Source organism: Sphingomonas sp. GC_Shp_3 (assembly GCF_026540945.1).
GTDB lineage: Bacteria > Pseudomonadota > Alphaproteobacteria > Sphingomonadales > Sphingomonadaceae > Sphingomonas.
Window position 1 is genome coordinate 1,141,494 of the sequence record NZ_JALNUT010000001.1, and the last position, 21,470, is coordinate 1,162,963.

A 21,470-nucleotide genomic window follows, 5' to 3' on the forward strand; every position below is an offset into this window, starting at 1 on the left:
CATCATCCGGCGATGAACGGAGCCGGATGGAACGGCAAGCGCAAGTTTCGGCGACCCGGTACATCAAATACCGCCAATCTGGGTTGACAATAAGTAAGGCATTATATAGAAGATCGTCCCATAATATGAACATATGAGAGGATCGATCATGGGGCGCATCTCGCAACGGATGATATCGGCAACGATCATCGCGCTTGCCCCCATCGCCGCGCACGCACAGCCGCAGGCGCAGAATGTGCCGCGCGCGTGGATCGACCCTTCAACCGGGCACCGCGTCGTCCGCCTGTCCGACGAACCGGGCAGTTCCAGCCTTTATTTCAACTTTAACGGCTACACCCCACAGGGCGATCAGCTCGTCATTTCCACACCGCAAGGTCTCGCCAGGGTCGACCTCAAGACTCATAAGCTGACGACCTTCGTCAAGATCGCCACGCCGTTCCGTTTCCTGTTCGTCGGCCACCGCACCCGCACCGCATTCTACCAGACGCAATCCGCCGACGGCACCGGCCCAAAGACGGTGTTCGCCGCCGATGTGGATAGCGGCAAGGTGCGCAAGGTCGCGACGCTGGACCGGGGCGACATCCAGACGATCAATTCGGACGAGACCTTGCTGGCCGGCGTCGACACCGATCCCGCCTCGACCAGCGGCGCACTCGACGCATTCAAGAAGCGCGATACCCGCTACGATCAGGCCGATTACAAGGCGAACGGCCCGGACGGAAAACCGCTCAGCTACGCCGAGTCCAAGGAGGTGCGCATGAACGAGCGCCTCGAGGCCAAGATCCCGATGACGATGTTCACCATCGACACGCGCACCGGTGAAAAGCGCGTGATCCACCGCGCGACCGACTGGCTGAACCATCTGCAGTTCTCGCCCACCGATCCGCAGCTGCTGATGTTCTGCCACGAGGGGCCATGGCACAAGGTCGACCGGCTATGGCTGATGCGGCTCGACCATCCCGAGACGCCGCCGCTTGCCCTCCACCACCGCATCATGAACATGGAAATTGCCGGGCACGAATGGTTCAGCCAGGACGGCAAGACGATCTGGTACGACCTGCAAACGCCGCGTGGCGAGGATTTCTGGGTGGCGGGCTATGACGTCGCGACCGGTGCGCGCACGCGCTACCACCTCCAGCGCAACGAATGGTCGGTACATTACCACAGCGCACCCGACGGTCAGCACTTCTCCGGTGACGGCGGCGATCCCGAGATGGTTGCGCACGCACCGGACGGAAAGTACCTCTACCTGTTCACGCCGCATGGCATTCCCGATGTCGCCGGCATCCATGCGCCCGGTGCCGCCTCGCTCATCAAGCCGGGCTACTTCACCTCCGAGAAGCTCGTGAACATGGCAAAGCAGGATTACCGCCTGGAGCCGAACGGCAACTTCACGCCGGACGGCAAATGGCTGGTGTTCCGCTCCAACATGTACGGCGGCACGCAGGTCTACGCGGTTGAAATCGCCAAGGCGAAGTGAACCGACCGCCGGTTTCGTACAAGAATCAGTGCAGGGAAGAACGAGATGACGAAGATCTTCGCGACGCGGCAAAGTCTGGTGACATGCACCTCCACGCTGGCGATGGCGGGTATGCTCGCGATGCCGGCCGCGGCGTTCGCGCAAAGCACGGCCGCCCCCGCGACCGCCACCGCCGCGCAGCCGAGCGCCGACCCGCTCGCCACGCCAACGGCCACGACGACACCAACCCCGACCCCGCAGACGCCAGCCGAAGCTTCGAGCGCCCCTGCCCCCGCCGCGCAGCCCGCCACGGCCGCGCCGGTGCAGGACATCGTCGTCACCGGCTATCGCCAGAGCCTCGTCTCCGCGCTCAACGTGAAGAAACAGTCGAACGGCGTGGTCGATGCGATCAATGCGTCCGACATCGCCTCCTTTCCGGACGCTAACCTCGCGGACTCGCTGCAACGCATTCCCGGCATCTCGATCGAGCGTGACGGTGGCGAAGGTCGCCAGATCACCGTGCGCGGCCTGTCCGGCGACTTCAGCCGCACCCGCCTCAATGGCCTTGAATCGACGATCGCAACGACCGGCTCGACGCTGGGCGCAGGCGTCAACAAGGGGCGCAGCTTCGATTACAGCGTGCTCGCGTCCGAGCTGTTCAACTCGATCGTCGTGCGCAAGACGCAGTCCGCGGAGATTGACGAGGGGTCGCTTGGCGCGACGGTCGATCTCCAGACCGCGCGGCCGTTCGATCTGCCCAAGGGCTGGCAGGCGGCGTTCTCGGCTCAAACCGCCTATTACGATATCAACAAGAACGTCGAACCGCGTCTAGCCGGATCGGTCAGCAAGACGTTCGCGGATGGTCGCATCGGCATCATGCTGTCGGGCGCCTACAGCAAGCGCAACGTGCAGGAAGACGCCTATTCCGACACCGCGCTCGCGGATTTCGGCGGCGTGAACGGCGGCTTTTGCCCGGTGGTGCCGAACACGCCGGTCACCCCGGTCGATCCGCTGGTCGGCTCCAAGCCGGTCACCAACCCGTGCATCCCCGCAACCGGCCAATATCCCGGTTCGACCCCGTCGGCGTACAACACGGTCAACCAGCCCAACGTATTCGTGCCCAAGCTGCCCGGTTATGGCCGCTTCCTCGACCGCGAAGAGCGGATGGGCTTCGCGGGTACGTTCCAAGCCAAGCCGACCGACACGACGCTCATCACGATCGACGGCGTGTACGCGCGCTACAAGCAGGATCAGAACGATCTCGCCACCAACCCGATCAGCCTCAATCGTGCCAACGGCACGGCGACGGCGGGTCTGACCGCCGCGCAGCTGACCGGCCGCCCCAACATGAAGATCCGGGATGCGCAGGTCGATGCCAGCGGACAGCTGGTCTACGGGGTGTTCGACGACACCGATTTCAGCGTGACGAACAGCGAGAACCGCTCGACCACCAGCTTTTATCAGGCCGGCATCAACATCGATCAGAAGATCGGGGAGAAGGTCAATCTGCACCTACAATACGGGCAGAGCGAATCGATCTTCGACAATCCGTACTCGCGGCTCGTGACGTTCAGCCGCTTCGACAGTGATGGCTTCGTGTACGACGCGCGCACCAACCCGACGCGACCGATCCTCAATTATGGGTTCGACGCCACCAATCCGAACAACTGGCAGTTCCTCAACGGCTACGATCAGATCCGCGAATACACCAACAAGGTCACAAACCGGCTGCACACGGTAAAGGGTGACCTGAAGTGGGAGGTGAACGACCAGTTCACGGTGAAGTTCGGCGGCGCGTACAAACGCTTCAACTTCATCTCGCGCCGGCAGCAGCGCATCGCCTCGACCGGCACGGTTCCGTCGCTGTCTTCCGCTGGCTTGACGATCGGCGACGTCAGCACCGCGCCGATCAACATCGACACGATCGGCCTGTCGAACGGATCGACCTCCAGCTTTATCGTGCCGAACATCGGCAAGATCATGGATGCCTTCGGGGTCGATTGCTACTGCGTCAACCAGTACGGCGACTTCCGCCTCGGCAGCCTCGGCACCGGTGCGCAGGGCGACAACCGCGCGGTGCAGGAGGAGGACGTCAGCCCGTACCTCCAGTTCGACTTCAACATGGATCTCGGCAGCATGGCGCTGCGCGGCGATGCCGGCATCCGCTACGCGCACACGCATCAATATTCGGAAGGCTATGTCGGCATCGGCACGGCGGTCAACTTCACGCGCAACTATGAAGATTGGCTGCCCGCGCTGAACCTCGCGCTCGATGTCACGCCGAAGCTGACCGCGCGGTTCGCCGCTGCCAAGGTGATGTCGCGCCCTTCGCTCAGCTTCCTGACGCCGGGCGGCTCGATCTCCACCGCCAACCCGCCGTTCTCGGCGACGGTGGGCAACCCGAACCTCGATCCGTACCGAGCGACCAACCTCGATGCGTCGGTGGAATGGTATTTCCAGCATGGCGCGCTGCTGTCGGCGTCGTTCTTCTACAAGGACGTGTCGAGCTTCGTGCAGCAGATCAGCTCGACGACGACCTATGCCGCCGCCGGACTGCCGCTGGAGCTGCTGACCGCAGCGCAGGATCCGAATACGACGACAACCGTCACCTCCTACGCCAACTCTTCAGGCGGCAAGATCAAGGGTGTCGAGATCCAGTATCAGCAGCCGTTTACGTTCCTGCCCGGCTTCCTCAAGCATTTCGGCACGATCCTGAACTATACGCACATCAAGTCGAACATCAGCTACATTCTCACCACCAATGCGGCCGGCCCGACGTTCAGCGCGCCGCTGGTCAACGTCTCGCCGAATTCGGCAAACGCGACATTGTATTACGAGGATGACAAGTTCTCGATCCGCGGTTCGCTCGCGTATCGTGACGAATATCTGCGGACGGTGCCGCTGCGCGCCGGGTACGCCGATACGGCCGGTTCGTATTCGAGCACGAACTTCGACATGTCGGCTTCGTACAAGCTCACCCCGCATGTCACGCTGACGGTGGACGCGATCAACCTCACCAATCAGCCGACCAGCTATTGGGACGGTGAAGAGCGTCGCGACCAGCAGACCTATAGCTCGACGGGCCGGCAGTTCTTCTTCGGCGCTCGGTACAAGTTCTGACGTGATCCTCGCGCCGCTCCTCATCGGGCGGCGCGATCTCCCTCCCACTTGCGCCGTCCGTCACATATGCCGGGCGGCGCTTTTGTATCTGCGCTCGAGAGGGGCGAACCGTGGCAAGATGTGAAGCCTTTCGCGAACGAAGGTGGTCACGCGTGACGTGGCTACGCACGCCAGGCGTCATGCTGGCGGCAGTCTGCGCGGGGCTACCGCTTCCCACCTTTGGGCTAGGCTGCCCGGCGGCAGGCTATCCGATCTATCAGTTCCCCGCCGACGCCATTCCGCGCATCGACGGCAGCGCGGACGATTGGGCGAAGGTGCCGGCGCGCTACGCAATCGGCACCGATGCGCTTGCCGCCGATACCGGCAGCGGCACCAAGCCCGACCGTCGCAGCCTCGACGTTTCGGTGAAGGTCGGCTGGGTAAAGGGGCTGAACCGGCTCTATGTCCTGTACGAAGCGTATGACGACTATTGGGATTTCGCCGGCCCCGGCCTGCACAACGACACGTTCGAAATTGCAGTGGACGGGAACCGTTCGGGCGGGCCGTTCATCTCGCGGTTCCACCCGCTCAAAGCCGGCGATGGCGATACCGGGCCGGGGGTGAGCGACGATCAGGCATGGTTCGATTTCCAGAACCAGGACGCGCAGAACTACCACATCTTCACGCCCGCAAAGGATAAGGACTGGGCGATGGCATGGGGGCCGCAGGCGGCGTGGATCAAGCGGCTGCCGTCATCGAACATCGCCTACCAGTACAGCTTCAAACCCGGCCAGCCGGGCAAACTCACCGCCGAGTTCTGGATCACCCCATTCGACCATGCCGATGCACGCGGCGCGGCCTATTCGGTGGAGAGCGATCTGAGCGAGGGCAAGGTGATCGGCCTGTCATGGGCGGTGATCGACTATGACGGACCGGACAAGAAGAGCCAGTTCTGGAACCTGTCGCCGCATCACACCATGTACGGCCAGGCGTCCGAACTGTGCGGCTTCCGGCTGATGCCGCTGGAAAGCGACCAGCGCCCGCCGATCAAGGCGGACTGGTCGTTCGCGATCCTCGACCGGGCGCGGCGGACGGTGGCGTTCCATGACGATACGCTCGGAACCCGGAACCGCTGGGATTGGGATTTCGGCGACGGCACCCGCTCCGCCGAACAGAACCCGGTGCACAGCTACACCACGCCCGGCAAGTTCGTGGTGAGCCTGCGCGCGACCGGGCCGGCGGGGACGTCGACGCTTGCCAAGGTGTGGGACGTCTCGTTCGCAGGAGATCCGCCGAAGTGACCAACCCCGCCCCTGCCCCCGCCATCGACCGTCGTAGCCTGATCGCCACCGGCGCGCTCGCCGCCGCTGGCATCGCCACGCGCGCGGGCGCGGCGGGGCGCCCGCTCGACATTCGCGATTTCGGTGCGGTCGGCGATGGCCGCACGCTTGCCACCACCGCCCTGCAACGCGCGATCGATACCGCCGCGCCGGGCGGCTGCGTGCTGGTGCCGGCGGGGCTGCGCTTCGTGACCGGGCCAGTGACGCTGAAGGGCGGGATGGAGCTGCGGGTCGACGGCACCCTGCTCGCCGCCACGCGCGCGGAGGATTATGCCGATCCGCTCGCCGGGTTGCTCCACGCGAACGGCGCGGCCGGCCTGACCATTTCCGGCACGGGAACGATCGACGGCCAGTCGCCCGCCTTCATGGAACGCTATGATGCGGCAGGCGAATGGTACGTGCCCAAGGCGTTTCGCCCGCGCCTGCTCGTGCTGGAGGATTGCGCCGGCCTGACGATCCGCGACCTGACGCTGGCCCGCGCGCCGTTCTGGACGGTGCACATGATCGGCTGCCGCAAAGTGTTGATCGAGCGCATCCGTATCGACAACCAGCTCGATGTGCCGAATTGCGACGGCATCGACCCCGATCACTGCCAGGACGTGGTGATCAGAAACTGCCACATCCGCTGCGGCGACGATGCGATCGTGGTGAAGACTACGCGCGGGCATGAGCGGTACGGCCCGTCGCGCAACATCCATGTGTATGATTGCGTGCTGGAGACGCAGGACGCCGGGCTGAAGATCGGCACCGAGACGGTGCAGGACATCCACGACGTACTGTTCGAACGCTGCGAAATCGTCACGTCCAGTCGCGGCCTGTGCATCCAGTTGCGCGACGCGGGCAACGTCTATGGCATCACCTTTCGCGATATCCGCTTTACCGCGCGGCATTATTCCGCGCCATGGTGGGGGCGCGGCGAGGCGATCTCCTTCACCGCCATTCCTCGTGACCCCGCCACGCGGGTGGGGACGCTGCACCACATCACCGTCGAGCGCGTCACCGGCCGCGCGGAGAACAGCGTGCGGATCGAGGGCAGCGCGGGCGCACGCGCGCATGACATCACCTTCCGGCAGGTGGCGGTGACGCTGGGGCGGTGGACGCGCTATCCCGGCGGGGTGTTCGACAACCGGCCGACCAGCGCGGTAGCGGCGGAGGAGCCGCATGACACGCCGGGGTTCTTCCTGCGGCATGTCGATCGCGTGGTGCTGGACCGCTGCCGGGTGGCGTGGGACCGACCGCCCGTGGGCTTCTCCAACGCGGTGCAGGCGGTGAATGTGACCGGGCTGACGCTGCCGGGATTTGCTGGTGGCGCGGCGCATGCCGGGATGACGGCGGTGGTACGGGAGTGAAACGCCTTTCGACCTTCCCGGCGCACCGGGGAAGGTAGATGGTGGACAAGGTCAAAGCGCCACAGGCCACGTCAGCACTCCTTCGCCCTAACGCGCCTTGTCGATCAGATCGCCGAGCAGCACGAGGTTGGCGGTAGCGGCGAGGCCCCATTGCGCGGCATCGTTGGTGGAGACGTCGCTCAGTTCGTCGACCGGCTTGAGCACCACCGCACCCTCGACATGGTGCAGCGTGCGCCACGGGTCGCGCGCGGCGCGGTCACCCGATCCGAGGAACTCGGCCAGCGCGCGCTGCGCCAGCGCGGGGTCCTTGCGCTCGACGGCGGCGTAGGCGGTAAAGCGCGAGTGCGCTTGTGTCAGCCCGCGTCCCTTGCCGCTGGCGCCGGTTTTGGCGCGGAACGCGTCGGCGGGGGCGTTGTAGAACGCGCAGTAATCGAGCCAGGTCTCGCGGTAGGCCGGTACGTCGACCAATCTGAGCAGTTCGGCGGTGATCTCAAAGACGCCGAACACGCCGTTCAGGTGCGAGATGCTGACCTCCGTGCCACCGCCGACGAAGCGACCGCTCGCCAGATCAAACGGCGCGCCGCCCGCGAACCAGCCCTTCGGCAGCGCCGCGATCGAGCGCATGCCGGCGACGATCCGGTCGCGCCAATGCGGGTCGCGGGTGCGTTCCCATTCGGTGAGCCATGCCGCGACCAGCGCTGCCCAGCTCGTGCCGAACGACATGAACACCTGGCCCGCGGGCAGCTGCCCGGCGGACACCGCGGCATTGCCGCCGGGCGGGCGATTGTCGCCGATGCGATCCTCGACCTTGCGGCCGATGTTGACGGTGAGCAGCGCGCGATCGCTGTCGATCAGTTCACGCATCAAATCGCCGCAGCGCTCATCGGTGGTGAGGTAGTAATAGACGCGGCGGAAGGCGGCGTTCGAAACGCGCGGCTGCTTGGAACTGTCGCCCCAATGCTGCACGCCGTGACGCGTGCCCAGCCCCTTGAAGCGGCCGGTGTGGTACACGTCGACCTCGCCGGTGTGGCGCGTCATCGCCTCGGCCATGCGGAACACGTCGGCGCGGCCCGTGCGCAGGAAGGCGTACCACAACCATAGATCGGTGGAGAGTTCGCTATTGTCCCACGCAAAGCCGCCTATATCGTAGCGCCAGACGTGGCGATCGGTATCGTAGGTGTGCATCACGTCGCCATAGTTCCAGAAGCCGTACCAGCGGCGCTGGTCGACCTGGCCGATGTAGAAATCGAGCTCCCGCTTGGCGCGGCCCTCGATCTTCGCGCGCAAGGGTCCGCCCTGCTGCACCGGTCCCCAGATGCCGAACAGCTCGGCGGCGTGGACGCGCTCGGGCCGCGCGACGAGGCGCGGCGGCTGCGCGACCTGCGCGGCCATCTCGAGGAGGCGGGCGCGCTCCGGCGTGGCGGGGAGCGCCCACAGCCGGAATTCGGTAGTGCGGGCGATGCCGTGCGCGTCGCCCCAGCCAGGCTCGAAATCCTCATAGGTGATGTCGAGGCCGAGGTTCTGGTGCGCGTAATCCGCCATGCCTTCGGTATCGTGGTAGAAGCGCAGGTCCATCGCCGGCGCGTCGGGCGCATGATACCAGAGCGTAAAGGTGGCGGCGTCCCCGGTGGCACCCGCCACATCGAGACCGACCGGCGGGCGCTGCCAGAAATCGTGCATCGCGAACGCCGCGCCGCCACCGGTCGCACCGCCGATATAGCCGAGGCCGGGCGCGCGACCGGCGGTGTCGACGTCGATCCAGCCATGGCCGGGACCAGTGCGCTTGGTAATGGCGAAGCCGTCCGCATTGGGCTGGCGCAGGCGGAACTCGCCCCACGGCGTAATATACTGCGCCTCGTCGCGCACCGCAGGCAACGCCGAAGCGAGCGGCGGGGTGGCGCGGCCGGCGATCTGCGCTTCGCGGAACGCCGCGCCGGGGTCGCGGCGCAGGCCGGTGAGCGGGCGGACGCCCTCCCCCCACAGGCCGCCGTTCTCCCCGGCGAAGCGGACGTGGCGGTCGTGCAGCGGGTCGCTCAAGGGCACCTGCCCCTCCAGACCGAGACCGCGCACGAACAGCTTGGCCGGGTCGATATCGAAGATCAGGCTGTGGACGATCCGCACCGAGGCGGAACCGGCGTGGAAATAGAGGCGCATGGTGAACTGGAGCCAGTCGCCGCTGCTGCCGCGATGCGTGCCGTCGAGCTTCACCACTGCGCGCACCGGCCCGCGCTGTTCGATCGTGGCGGTTCGGATCGCGCTGCTCGCGTGCGACAACGTGGCTGCACCATCGGCGTCGTCGTCCGACCGGTCCTGTGCGCTGGCGACGAGGCGCACCGCGCGCATCACCTCGCGCCCGCCGACCTCAGCGGAGCGGATCACCGCCTCGCCGTGCTTGCCGATCTGCCAGCGCACATCGCCGACCGTCACCTCGATCGCGTCGGCGGTTTCGTGCACGTTCACCCCGTCGCGGGACCGTGGGCTGATGCCGGCAACGATCTTCAGTCCCTTCGCGCGACCGCCACCGGCGGCGAGCGCGTGGCCGGTCCATTTGATCGACCCGTCCGGCCACCATGCCAGTGGCCAGCTCTGCAGCGCCTCGCGCGCGCCGCCTTCACCCGCCAACGCATAACCGCCGCTGCGATAGCGTGTGCCGCGCGGCCACGGCTGTCCCCAGCTCAAACCTTCGTGGCCGGTCGGGAGTGTTTCGTCGAGCCAGGCCACGTCGTCGCCGCCGACCGCTGCGAACGTTTCGCCGAACGCGCGCGCCGGGAAGGTCGCCAGAGTCACCGTGGCGGCGGCGCTCGCCAGAAAGTCGCGACGTCGCAAACGGGTGCCGTTCATCGAACCCTCTCCCTCATCATCATTGTATCGGCGCGCACCGCTGGCGACTCCGGCTGTCGCAGCATCGCACGACGTGACTGGAACTTACAACATACGAGTTCACATCACATTATCTGGGATTGTTCTGCCTAGGTTGTTGTGCACTGCGGTATTCGCTGGATCACCGTGACGATTTCTGCTTAGGGATGGTGAGATTCGGACATAGTGTCCGCTTGTGAGTTTCCGGGTGCAGCGATGAGCCAGAATGACGAGGATCGGATCGAAACGTCCGAGACGCCACAGGGCAACGGCGATGGCGGTACCGATCCCGCGCCCGCAAAGGACGCCAAGCCGAAGAAGAAGATGAGCCCGGTCGTCAAACTGGTGCTGATCGTGGTGGTGCTGGTGCTGATCGTCGTCGGCGTACTTTGGTTCATTCACTACCAGACGACCGGCAAGTACCTGCAATCGACCAACGACGCGACGATCCAGGCCGATGCGGTCGTCGTCGCGCCAAAGGTAAGCGGCTATGTCGAACAAGTGCTGGTGGTGGACAATCAGGACGTAAAGGCGGGCGATCCGCTCGTCCGGATCGATCCGCGCGATTACCGCGCCAAGTCCGAACAGGCGCAGGCGCAGATCGCCCAGGCGGATGCCAGCGTGCAGAACGCGCGCGCCGGGATTGCCGAGCAATATGCCGCGATCGAACAGGCCCGCGCGCAGCTTGCGGCCGCGCGCGCCAAGGCGGCGCACGATGCCGCCGAGGTGGCCCGCTACACCCCGCTCGCGGCGAGCGGCGCGGAAACCCGCCAGCAGCTCGCGCAGCTTACCGTCACCGCACGCCAGTCCGCCGACGATGCCCGCGCGCAGGCCGCCACGCTGGTGGCGCAGGAGCGCAAGATCGCCTCGTTGCGCGCGCAGGTCGGTCAGGCACGCGCGCAGGGTGAAGGCGCGCGCGCCCAGCTTTCCGCCGCCCAGGTCGATGTCGGCGCGACGCTGATCCGCTCGGCGATCAACGGTCGGATCGGCGACAAGACGGTGGTGATCGGCCAGTATGCGCAGGCCGGCACGCGGCTGATGTCGGTGGTGCCGCTCAACCGGCTCTACATCACCGCCAATTTCAAGGAGACGCAGCTTGCGTTGATGCGTCCTGGCCAGCCCGCGACGATCTCGGTCGACGCACTCGAAGGAACGGACGTGCATGGCCGGGTGGAGAGCGTGTCGCCGGGAACGGGCGCGCAATTCTCGCTGCTGCCGCCGCAAAACGCGACCGGCAACTTCACCAAGATCGTACAGCGCGTGCCGGTCCGCATCTCGATCGAGGCGACGCCCGCTGCGCGGCGCCTGCTCGTCCCCGGCCTGTCGGTGACGGTGTCGGTGGACACGATCAGCGCCAAGAACGACCTGAAGCAGATCCAGCGGCAGGAAAAGCAGCGCGACGAGGCTCGTAAACATGGCTGATACCCCCGCCGCGCCCGAACGTGCAGATGCGGCGGCGTGGCTGGCGGTGGCGGCGGGCACGCTCGGCGCGCTGATGGCGACGCTCGACATCTCGATCGTCAATTCCTCGCTGCCGACCATCCAGGGCGAGATCGGCGCGAGCGGCACCGAGGGGACGTGGGTGGCGACCGCGTATCTCGTCGCTGAGATCGTCATCATCCCGCTGTCGGCCTGGCTGACGCGGATGCTGGGCTTGCGCACCTTCCTGCTGATCGCGGTGGTGCTGTTCACCGGCTTTTCGATGATCTGCGGCATTTCGACGAACCTGACGCAGATGATCATCGGCCGCGTCGGGCAAGGCTTCACCGGCGGCGCGCTGATCCCGACCGCGCAGACCATCATCGCGCAGCGGCTGCCGCGCAGCCAGCAGCCGGTCGGCATTGCCGCGTTCGGCGTCACCGCGATCATGGGGCCGGTGATCGGCCCGGTCATCGGCGGCTGGCTGACCGAGAACGTGAGCTGGCATTACGCCTTCTTCCTCAACCTGCCGATCGGTGCGCTCCTCGTCGGATTGCTGCTGATCGGGCTGCCGCACCAGAAGGCCAAGCTGAGCGAATTCGCGCAGGCCGATTTTCTCGGCATTATCGGGCTGGCGCTGGGTCTTGGCGGGCTGACAGTGATGCTGGAGGAAGGGCAACGCGAATTGTGGTTCGCCTCCAGCCTGATCCGCACGGTGGCGGCGATCTCGGCAATCGGCTTCATCTGCCTGTTCACCGGGCAGTTCGTCGCGCGGCGGCCGGTCATCAAGCTCAGCCTGCTGCTCGACCGGCAGTTCGGCTCGGTCGCGCTGATGGGCGTGGTGCTCGGCATCGTGCTGTACGGCACCTCCTATGTGATCCCGCAGTTCCTCGCCTCGATCGCCGATTACAATTCGCTGCAATCGGGCAAGGTGGTCATGCTGTCGGGTATCCCCAGCCTGATGCTGATGGCGATCGTGCCGATCCTGCTGCGGCGGATCGATATCCGCATCGCGGTCGGCGGCGGGCTGCTCATCATGGGCATGTCGGCGTATTTCGATGCGAACCTCAACGCGTTCGCGACCGGCGGCGACTTTACCGAATCACAGTTGCTGCGCGGCGTTGGCCAGATCCTGGCGATGCTGTTCCTCAGCCAGGCGGCGGTGCAGTCGGTGCCGCCGGCGGATGCGGGTGACGCCTCCGGGCTGTTCAACGCGATGCGCAATCTCGGCGGCAGTTTCGCGCTGGCCGGCATCTCGATCATCCAGGATCAGCGCACGTGGTTCCATTCGCGGCGGATGGAGGAAACGCTCAACGCCAATTCGGTGATGGTGCAGGACTATATGGCCGGAAGCGCGCAGCGCGCCGGCAGCATGGCGGCGGCCTATCGGCAATTAGGCGGGCAGATCCAGGTCGAGGCGCTGGTGATGACCTATAACGATATCTTTTTCATCATGGCGTGCGGCACGTTGATCGTGCTGCCACTCGTGTTGTTCCTTCGGCCCCTGCCGAAACACTCCGAACCGGCGGCGATGCACTGATGCTGAAAACTTCCCCCCTTGCCGCTTTGATATTGCTCGGCGCGTGTACGGTCGGGCCGAATTATGCCGGACCGCCCAAGGCCGCGTCCGATGCGGTCGCGCGCGGTACGTTCGTGCGTGCAAAGGACACCGCGTTCACGCCGACACCCGGCCTCGCGCGCTGGTGGGAATCGCTTGGCGACGCGACGCTGAACCGGCTTGTCGACGATGCGCTGGCGCACAGCCCCAACATCGACCTCGCACAGGCGCGCATCCGCGAAGCGCGCGCGCAGGTGGATTCGCGTCGTGCCGGCCAACTGCCGAGCGTCAGCGCCAACGCCACCTATCTGCATGCCGAGCTGCCCGGCACCAGCGTCGGCAACGCCTCGAACAGTGGTGACACCAGCGGTTCTGGGTCGGATATCTCGTCGCTGAACTTCTACAATCTCGGCGGGCAAGTCTCGTGGGAGGCGGATCTGTTCGGCGGCGGCCGGCGCGGCATCGAACAGGCGCGCGCTACCGTCGGCCAGCGCTTCGCCGACCTCGCCGATGCGCAGGTCAGCCTGTCGGCGCAGGTCGCGCAGGCGTACGTCAATCTGCGCGACGTACAGACGCGGCAGCAGATCAACGTGCAATCGAGCAAGTTGCAGCATCAGGCGCTCGACCTGACGCGGCAGCGCTATCAGGCGGGCACCGCCTCGCTGCTCGACGTGCAGCGTTTGCAGACGCAGGCGCAGAATACCGATGCGCAGAACGTGCCGCTCGCCGCGCAGATCGACCAATATAAAGATCAACTGGCGATGCTGACCGGGCGCGAGCCGGGGTCGCTCGACGCGACACTGGATACGCCCGCGCCGGTGCCGCTCCCGCCCGCGCAGGTGCCGATCGGCGACCCGGCCACGCTCCTGTCGCACCGCCCCGACATCCGCTCCGCCGAGCGTGGGCTGGCGGCGGGCAATGCCAATATCGGCGTGCAGAAGGCCAAGCTGTTCCCGAAGCTGAACTTCATGGGCATCATCGGGCTGGGCGGCACCAGTCCGGGCAACGTGTTCGATCCGAGCATGCTCACCACGCTGGCCGCGCCGATGCTGAGCTGGTCGTTCCTCGATTTCGGCCGCACCCGCGCGGCGATCCGATCGGCAGAAGCGCAGCGCGACGAGGCCGATGCGCAGTACCGCGAAAAGGTGCTGGAGGCGTTACAGGATGCCGAGCAGAACCTGTCGCTGTTCGGCAACGTCCGCCAGCAACTCGGCCAGTTAAGCGAGGCGGAGCGCACCGCGGCGCAGGCGGCGCTGCTCAACCGGCAGCGCTATCAGGCCGGCACCAGCACGCTGATCGACCAGCTCGATATCGACCGACAGCAGCTCTCCGCCGCGCTGTCGGTCGCGCAGGCCAAGGCGCAGCTGACCAACGCCTATATCGGTGTGCAGAAGAGTCTCGGGCTCGGCTGGAGCGAACCGGCCACGTCGCCGGCACCCTGATCGGGGCGGTTGGACCGGGCGGAGCCGGCAGCGGCGGATGTTCGTTCCGGCTGCCGCGTCAGTGCGCCAATCCGCGCAACACTAGGTCCAGCCCCTCGGTAATCAGCGCATCGGGGTCGCGCTCCGCCAAGGGAGACTTCAGCAGTGCGCTGATCATGCGGATGCCGAGCATCACCTGTTCGGTGGTGGCGTCGGCGCGGATTTCGCCGCGCTCGCGGGCACGTGTGACAAAGGGGTGGAGGATCGCCGTCATTCGGCCGTGCAGCGCGTGGAAGGCGGCGAAGTGTGCGTCGTCTTTCGCCAGATCCAGCGTCAGCCGCGCGAACAGCAGCCGCGTGCCCAGCGTCCTGCGCACGATCTGCCGCAGCAGCACCGGCAGCGGTGCCGCAGGATCGAGTTCGGCGCCGATCGCATCGATTTCACGCTCGAAGATCACCAGCAGCAGGTCGAGCCGATCGCGGAAATTGCGGTAGAGCGTGCCCCGCCCGACCCCGGCACGATCGGCAATGTCCTCCAGCGGCACGTCATAGCCGCTTTCGGCGAAGCACGCCGCCGCCGCGCGGATCAGCGCCTCACGGCGTTCGAGCGCGTCGCGTCGCATGTAAGTACCTTCTTTCGCTTGCATCCACCTTTTGCGCATTCCAACGCGTCGCGCAACCGCACGCCAGGGGGTGCGGGCGCGGCACGCCCGGCGCGCTGGCGATGACGCACCGATTCATCGACTCGCGCGTTGATCCGGCTGGAGAAGGAGACGGACGATGGACACCCCGGAAGAGAAGATCGACAACGCCATCGGCGGCGTGCAGGGCACCGAAGAGGATCAGGCGGATGCTACCGAAGATCAGACGGCCGATCCATCCGGTAACGGACAGACGGTGAAGGCACCGGACGCGGGCGAGATCGAATGGGCCGGCGGACTGATCGAGCGGGCGCCGCGAAGTTCATGAGGTAAACCCGGCGCGGCCTGCCAACACCTGACAGGCCGCGCCGGACGCCCTCACCATTCGACGCCGATCTTGCCGAAGTGCCCGGCGGCCATCTCGTAACGGAATGCCTCGGCAAGCTGATCGAGCGGGAATCGCCGGTCGACGACCGGGCGTATCTTGCCGCTGTCGAGCGCCCGGACGAAATCCTGCTGCTCACGGCGACTGCCGACGATCAGCCCCTGCAAGCGTGCCTGTTTTGCCATCAACGCCGCGGTCGGCACCTCGCCGCTCGCGCCCGTCAAGACGCCGATCAGCGAGATGTGACCGCCGACCCGCACCGCGTCGATCGATTGGGCGAGCGTACCCGGCCCGCCGACCTCGACCACGTGATCGACGCCGCGTCCGCCGGTCCAGTCCCGCACTGCCGCGCCCCAGCCCTGCTGCTCACGGTAGTTGAGCGTGAAGTCCGCGCCGAGGCCACGCGCGCGCTCCAGCTTCTCGTCCGACGACGACGTGATCGCCACCGTCGCACCCATCAACTTGGCGATTTGCAACGCCCAGATCGACACGCCACCGGTGCCGAGCAACAACACCGTGTCGCCGGCCTTCAGCTTGCCGTCGACGATCAGCGCGCGCCATGCGGTCAACCCGGCCGTGGTGATGGTCGCTGCTTCCACCGCGTCGAAGCCCTTCGGCGCATGCGTGAAGGCCGTCGCCGGCAGGACGACATACTCGCGCGCGAAGCCGTCGATGCCATCGCCCGGCGTGCGGCTGAAGTCGCCCACCGTCGGGGTGCCGTCCTGCCAGTCGGGGAAGAAGCACGACACCACCATGTCGCCGATGGAGAATTCGGTTACGCCCGAGCCGACCGCCTCGACCACGCCCGCACCATCGGCAAGCGGGATGCGGCCGTCCTCGGTCGGCATCCGTCCGGTCGCCACGCCGAGATCGTGGTAGTTGAGCGAGCTGCCGTGCAACGCCACCCGGATCTCGCCCGGCCCCGGATCGCCGGGATCGGCGCGATCGTCCATAACCAGCCGATCGAGATCGATCGGCGCGCGCAGCACCATTGCCTTCATATTGAAAATCCTTCCACGTGTGCGGCCCACGAACGCGCGGCGGCGCGAGTTAGCGCCGAGCGTGACAGCGTTTTTGTGAGCCCAACTGGTCGCCGACGGGCCGCTACACGCCGCTACTTGGCACGGTTGGCATAATAGTTGGCGAGCACGTCGAACGCCTGTTTGCGCTGTCCGGTTTCGGAAATCAGCCCCTTGCGGTTCCAGCCCTGCTGGAAGTCCGGATTCTGCCGGCGTGGCGAACGGAAATCCTTGAGGATCCACGGTGAGAGGCCGCGCAGGGTCGGCACACGGTCCGCCATGCCGAGCGTGGCGCGGTAATAGTCGGCCTGGAACTCCTCGGAAAACTTCTGCTCCTTGACCGGATCGTGGAAGCCGGCGCGTGCGTCGGCGCCCAGTTCCGAGAAGATCAGCGGCTTGTCGGCGGGCACGCGCCATTCGCTGGTCGCAAGGGTGTTCAACCGGTCGGACGTGTACCAGCCGTTGTAGGTGTTGATCGCCAGCACATCGAGCGCACCCGCCAGCGGATCGGCCAGCGCCATCACCGGGTGGTCGGCCGTCTTGTCGCGTTCCACCAGCAACGCCGCGCTGACCAGACGGGTATCGTCGAGCCGCCGGACATCCGCCACCAGCGTGCGCAGAAAGGCGTTGCGCGCGTCCGTCACCGGCGTTTCGTTGGCAACGCTCCAGATCGCGATCGCCGCGCGGTTGCGGTCGCGACGAATGTTCTCCGCCAGCATCGCACGCGCGCGCGCCAGCGTGTCCGGATTTCCCCACGCGACGCGCCAGTAGACCGGCACCTCGCTCCACACCAGCAGACCCATTTCGTCGGCGAGCCGTAGCGTGACCTCGGCATGCGGGTAATGCGCCAGCCGCACGTAATTGCCGTGCAGCCCATCCTTGATTTCGCTCAGCAGCGCGCGCGCCGCCGCGGGTGTCATCGCGCGGGTTGGATCGGTGCCGAGTTCTTCCTCATGCATCGAAATCCCACGCAGGAAGATCGGCTTGCCGTTGAGCAGGATGTCCGCCCCACGCGTCTCGATCGTGCGAAAACCGATGCGGTCGTGCCACTGGTCCTCGCCGGCATCAACCGCGACGTCGTACAGCTTCGGCCGCTCCGGCGACCAGCGCACCAGCGCGCGCGGCGCGGCGACGGTGGCGCGCCAGTCGCCATGCGCGTCGGTGACACCGGCGCGGTCGAGGTGCAGTTCGGCGACCTTCAGGTGCACCGCCTGGTTCGCCGCCTGCGGCCCGTCGAGATGCACGTCCACCGCCAGCTTGCCGTCGCGTTGCAGCCGCACCCACGCATCGTCGACATAGGTGTCCGGCGTGGCGATCAGCCGGATCGGCCGAGTGATACCGCCATAATTCTCCCAGTCGGTCACCGGCGGCGGCACGGTGGTTTCGGTGGCCTGCGAATCGACGCCGACCGTGACCTGATTGTCGCCATCGCGCAGCAATTTGGTCACCTCGAAGGCGAACGGCGTGAACCCGCCCTCATGCCGCCCGACCGCCTTACCGTTGAGATACACGACCGTAGAATAATTGGCTGCACCGAAGCGCAGAAAATATCGCCCACGGCGCTGCACCGGCGCCGGGAAGGTGCGCTGGTACCACATCAGGCCCTGATAATGGCGCAGCTCCGGCGCCTCGGTCAGCCAGGACGAGGGCAGCGTGGTGACGGGCGAATGGCCAAGATCGAATTCGTAGAGCACGCGGTTGTCGGTCGCCATCGCCGCGCGCGGATCGATGTCGAGCCAACGCTGCTGACCTTTATCGGGTGCCTCGCCGTGAAAACCGGCGATGCCCGATCGAAACGGATCGATCGAATAATGCCACGGCCCGGACAGGTCGGTGCCGGCGCGCAGATCGGCCGCGACCAGCACCGGGCCGGATGCCGGAGACGCGGACGGCGTGTCCTGCGCGGCGAGCGGAGCGACCACCATCGTCGCCGGAATCAACAGGGCTATCGTGCGGAGCAGCGTCGTCATGGTTTCCTCCCGACCCGTCATGGCGGGCTTGCGTATCGGACATCATGCCAGCCGCTCCGCCTGACCGGAAGCCCTTCCCGACGCACCGATCTGCGCAATTCGACGTTGAACGGGCGTGCGAAAACGCGACACTGTCGAACATGCAGCAAGGAAGAACCAGGTGACCGGAACACATATCCTGGCAATCGACCAAGGCACGACGTCGACCCGTAGCCTCGTGTTCGACCGCCATGCCCGCCGCATGGCGTCCGCGCACCGCGAGTTGCCACAGCAGTATCCACAACCGGGCTGGGTCGAGCACGACCCGGAGGACATCTGGCGCGACACGCTCGCCACCGCGCGCGAGGCGATCGCGGCAAGCGGTGTGGGTGCAGCCGGCATCGCCGCGATCGGCATCGCCAACCAGCGTGAAACCACCGTGGTCTGGGATCGCCGGAGCGGCGCCGCGATTCACAACGCGATCGTCTGGCAGGACCGTCGCACCGCCGATCGCTGCCGGACGCTGAAGGCCGCCGGCGCGGAGCCGCTCGTCCGCGACCGTACCGGCTTGCTGCTCGACCCGTATTTCTCCGCGACTAAAATCGCGTGGCTGCTCGACGCGATCCCGGGTGCCCGCGCGCGGGCCGAAGCCGGCGAACTCGCCTTCGGCACGATCGACAGCTTCCTGCTCTGGCGCCTGACCGGCGGCGGGAGCCACGCAACCGATATCACCAACGCCGCGCGCACGCTGCTGTTCGATATCCGCAAAGGATGTTGGGACGCGGAGCTATGCCGCCTGTTCGACGTGCCGATGGCGATGCTGCCCGAGGTGCACGACAACGCGCACCTGTACGGCGAGACCGCGCCCGGCCTGTTCGATACCACCATCCCGATCGCGGGCATGGCCGGCGACCAGCAGGCGGCGCTGTTCGGGCAGGCCTGTTTCGCGCCCGGCACCGCCAAATCCACCTACGGCACCGGGTGTTTCATGCTGCTCAACACCGGCAGCGACGCGCTCCGCTCGACCAATCGCCTGCTCACCACCCCGGCCTACCGGCTTGATGGCCAAACCACCTATGCGCTGGAGGGATCGATCTTCGTCGCGGGCGCGGCGGTGAAGTGGCTGCGCGACGGGCTCGGCGTAATCACCCATGCGCGCGAGACCGACGACATGGCGACACAGGTGCCGGACAATCACGGCGTCTACATGGTGCCGGCGTTCGTCGGCCTCGGCGCGCCGCACTGGGAGCCCAACGCCCGCGCCGCGATCCACGGGCTAACGCTGGGCGCGGGGGCAGCGCATCTCGCGCGCGCCGCGCTGGAAGCGGTCGGCTACCAAACGCGCGACCTGCTGGAGGCGATGATCGCCGACGGTGCTACCCGCCCCGCCGTGATCCGCGTGGATGGCGGCATGGCCGCGAACGACTGGCTCTGCCAGTTCCTCGGCGATCTGCTCGAGACGACGGTGGAGCGTCCCGGCGACCTGGAGACCACGGCGCGCGGCGCTGCCTTTTTCGCGGGCCTCGCGGTTGGGCTGTGGACGGACCTCACCGAGCTTGAGGGGCTGTGGTCGCGAAACCGCTGCTTCGAACCGAAGATGACGGCAGAGCACCGCGAAACACTGGTCGCAGGATGGCGCGACGCGCTGCATCGCACGTTAGGGTCTCCCGTGATGCCGCCGCGGCAAAGCGAAATGCGCTAGCGATCACCACCGGTGTTGTTCGCACCGGTCGGTTCCGCTCCATTCACCCATCCGACAAGATCGAACCCTAGCTCCGCGCCCGACGCTCCGCTGCACAGTGTGTGCTTGCCGCAAGCATCATACCACTTGATCCAAATCAGCGCATTAGCCGCTGGCGCTCGGGATCGCATGGGTTAAACGCCGATGTCGATCTTGCAGATACGTTTGCGCCCGGAGTGCCTGAAAACCGTGATAGCAAACCTGCCTGACACTGCTCCCGCCATAGTGGCGATCCCCGCGCGAAACGAGGAACAGTTGTTCCCCGCGCTGCTCGAGGCACTTTGCGCGCTGGATGTTCAGGGTGGACGGCTGATCGTCTGCATCTATCTCGACAGTTGCAGCGACGGCAGCGAGACCCTGCTGCGACAGGCTGCGGGCCGGCTGCCGTTCGAACTCGTCATCGCGGGCAGCCCGACCCAACACGCGGAAAACGCGGGTGCGGCAAGGCGGGCCGCAATGGCGATGGCGCTGTCCGTCCTGGGCGACGCCGAGGGTCTGTTGTTCACCACGGATGCGGACAGCCGACCGCGCCATGACTGGATCCGGGCCGGCTACGCCGCCTTGGTGCAAGCCGACGCCGTGGCGGGACGGATCGTTCGCCGCAACGGGTCCGCTGATCCCGCGCAGTGCCGCATCGAGACATATTACGATCGTCTGTATCGGTACCGCCGCCTGCTCGATCCGATCCCGTGGGAAGCGCGCGACACCCATCATTTCACGGGCGGCGCGAACATGGCGTTTCGTGCGTCCGCCTACCGCGCGCTCGGCGGGTTTCCGGCCCTGCCCTCGGGCGAAGACGCCACGATCCTCGACGAAGCGGCACGCGCCGGTCTGCGGGTGCGCCGGGACGCCGCAATGGTGGTCGAAACATCCTCGCGGCGCATCGGGCGCGCGTCCAGCGGCTTGGCGAGCACGCTGCTCGCGCTCGATTCCGGTCTGCCGCCGCACGTCGCCCATCCTGGTGGAGCAGCATGGCAGTGGCAAGCGCACGCGGCGGCCCGCGCCGCCTTCGCGACGATCGGATCCCCTGACGTTCGCAAGAGCTTGGCTGCCCGCCTGGACCTCACCGTCGATCATGTCCTCGGCGTTGCGCGGGATTGTCCCAATGCCGAAGCCTTCGCGATCCGGATCGTGCCCGCCGCACCGGCCGGCTTCGGCGTGGTCAGCCTCGCCGCCGCCGAGGAGGCACTTCTGGCGCTTGAAACCGGCGCCAGCGAGATCGCGGCGTGAAG

General features: G+C 66.4%; 14 protein-coding genes. 10 read left to right on the forward strand and 4 right to left on the reverse strand.

Annotation, left to right across the window (positions count from 1 at the left end):
* Positions 1-148 precede the first annotated feature (148 nt).
* The 4 genes from OXR00_RS05665 to OXR00_RS05680 all read left to right on the forward strand — a co-directional run bounded on the left by OXR00_RS05665 (position 149) and on the right by OXR00_RS05680 (position 7,247).
* On the forward strand, positions 149-1,480 hold the full coding sequence (locus tag OXR00_RS05665) for an oligogalacturonate lyase family protein (RefSeq protein WP_267387065.1): 1,332 nt from the start codon (positions 149-151) through the stop codon (positions 1,478-1,480).
* 45 nt (positions 1,481-1,525) lie between these two features.
* Complete coding sequence (locus tag OXR00_RS05670; protein WP_267387066.1) at positions 1,526-4,579, forward strand: TonB-dependent receptor; 3,054 nt, start codon at positions 1,526-1,528, stop codon at positions 4,577-4,579.
* A gap of 152 nt (positions 4,580-4,731) precedes the next feature.
* Entirely contained in the window at positions 4,732-5,859 is a 1,128-nt protein-coding gene (locus OXR00_RS05675) for a PKD domain-containing protein (RefSeq protein WP_267387067.1), read from the forward strand.
* Complete coding sequence (locus OXR00_RS05680) at positions 5,856-7,247, forward strand: glycosyl hydrolase family 28 protein (protein WP_267387068.1); 1,392 nt, start codon at positions 5,856-5,858, stop codon at positions 7,245-7,247. Before OXR00_RS05675 ends, OXR00_RS05680 begins: the two co-directional genes overlap by 4 nt.
* 87 nt (positions 7,248-7,334) lie before the next feature.
* On the opposite strand, the gene OXR00_RS05685 is transcribed toward OXR00_RS05680, so the two are convergent.
* Entirely contained in the window at positions 7,335-10,088 is a 2,754-nt protein-coding gene (locus OXR00_RS05685) for a Tat pathway signal sequence domain protein (RefSeq protein WP_267387069.1), read from the reverse strand.
* Positions 10,089-10,430: 342 nt separating this feature from the next.
* On the opposite strand from OXR00_RS05685, the gene OXR00_RS05690 reads away from it, so the two are divergent.
* Genes OXR00_RS05690 through OXR00_RS05700 form a run of 3 tightly spaced genes read left to right on the forward strand, consistent with a single transcriptional unit; the run spans position 10,431 to position 14,525 of the window.
* The gene (locus OXR00_RS05690; protein ID WP_267387159.1) at positions 10,431-11,528 is read left to right on the forward strand and encodes an HlyD family secretion protein; all 1,098 of its coding nucleotides are present in this window, start codon (positions 10,431-10,433) and stop codon (positions 11,526-11,528) included.
* The gene (locus OXR00_RS05695; RefSeq protein WP_267387070.1) at positions 11,521-13,065 is read left to right on the forward strand and encodes an MDR family MFS transporter; all 1,545 of its coding nucleotides are present in this window, start codon (positions 11,521-11,523) and stop codon (positions 13,063-13,065) included. The genes OXR00_RS05690 and OXR00_RS05695 overlap by 8 nt, the downstream gene beginning before the upstream one ends.
* Positions 13,065-14,525, forward strand: a complete 1,461-nt coding sequence (locus OXR00_RS05700; protein WP_267387071.1) for an efflux transporter outer membrane subunit — start codon at positions 13,065-13,067, stop codon at positions 14,523-14,525. The genes OXR00_RS05695 and OXR00_RS05700 overlap by 1 nt, the downstream gene beginning before the upstream one ends.
* Positions 14,526-14,583: 58 nt before the next feature.
* On the opposite strand, the gene OXR00_RS05705 is transcribed toward OXR00_RS05700, so the two are convergent.
* A complete protein-coding gene (locus OXR00_RS05705) occupies positions 14,584-15,126 on the reverse strand; it encodes a TetR/AcrR family transcriptional regulator (RefSeq protein WP_267387072.1) in 543 nt (180 codons plus the stop codon).
* Positions 15,127-15,283: 157 nt separating this feature from the next.
* Between OXR00_RS05705 and OXR00_RS05710 the strand changes: the two genes are divergently transcribed.
* Positions 15,284-15,472: a hypothetical protein gene (locus OXR00_RS05710; RefSeq protein ID WP_267387073.1), complete on the forward strand. Its 189-nt coding sequence runs from the start codon at positions 15,284-15,286 to the stop codon at positions 15,470-15,472.
* A gap of 50 nt (positions 15,473-15,522) precedes the next feature.
* Here OXR00_RS05710 and OXR00_RS05715 read toward each other — a convergent pair whose 3' ends face one another.
* Both OXR00_RS05715 and OXR00_RS05720 read right to left on the reverse strand, forming a co-directional pair.
* Positions 15,523-16,530, reverse strand: coding sequence for an NAD(P)-dependent alcohol dehydrogenase (locus OXR00_RS05715; protein ID WP_267387074.1), 1,008 nt, complete (start codon positions 16,528-16,530; stop codon positions 15,523-15,525).
* Positions 16,531-16,643: 113 nt separating this feature from the next.
* Positions 16,644-18,518 carry a glycoside hydrolase family 2 TIM barrel-domain containing protein gene (locus tag OXR00_RS05720; RefSeq protein ID WP_267387075.1) on the reverse strand — a complete coding sequence of 625 codons (1,875 nt, stop codon included), beginning with the start codon at positions 18,516-18,518 and terminating at the stop codon, positions 16,644-16,646.
* A gap of 160 nt (positions 18,519-18,678) precedes the next feature.
* Here OXR00_RS05720 and glpK point away from each other — a divergent pair, with 160 nt between their 5' ends.
* Together glpK and OXR00_RS05730 are read left to right on the forward strand one after the other, a co-directional pair.
* The gene (gene glpK / locus OXR00_RS05725) at positions 18,679-20,199 is read left to right on the forward strand and encodes a glycerol kinase GlpK (RefSeq protein ID WP_267387076.1); all 1,521 of its coding nucleotides are present in this window, start codon (positions 18,679-18,681) and stop codon (positions 20,197-20,199) included.
* Positions 20,200-20,391: 192 nt separating this feature from the next.
* The gene (locus tag OXR00_RS05730; RefSeq protein WP_267387077.1) at positions 20,392-21,468 is read left to right on the forward strand and encodes a glycosyltransferase; all 1,077 of its coding nucleotides are present in this window, start codon (positions 20,392-20,394) and stop codon (positions 21,466-21,468) included.
* Positions 21,469-21,470 lie beyond the last annotated feature (2 nt).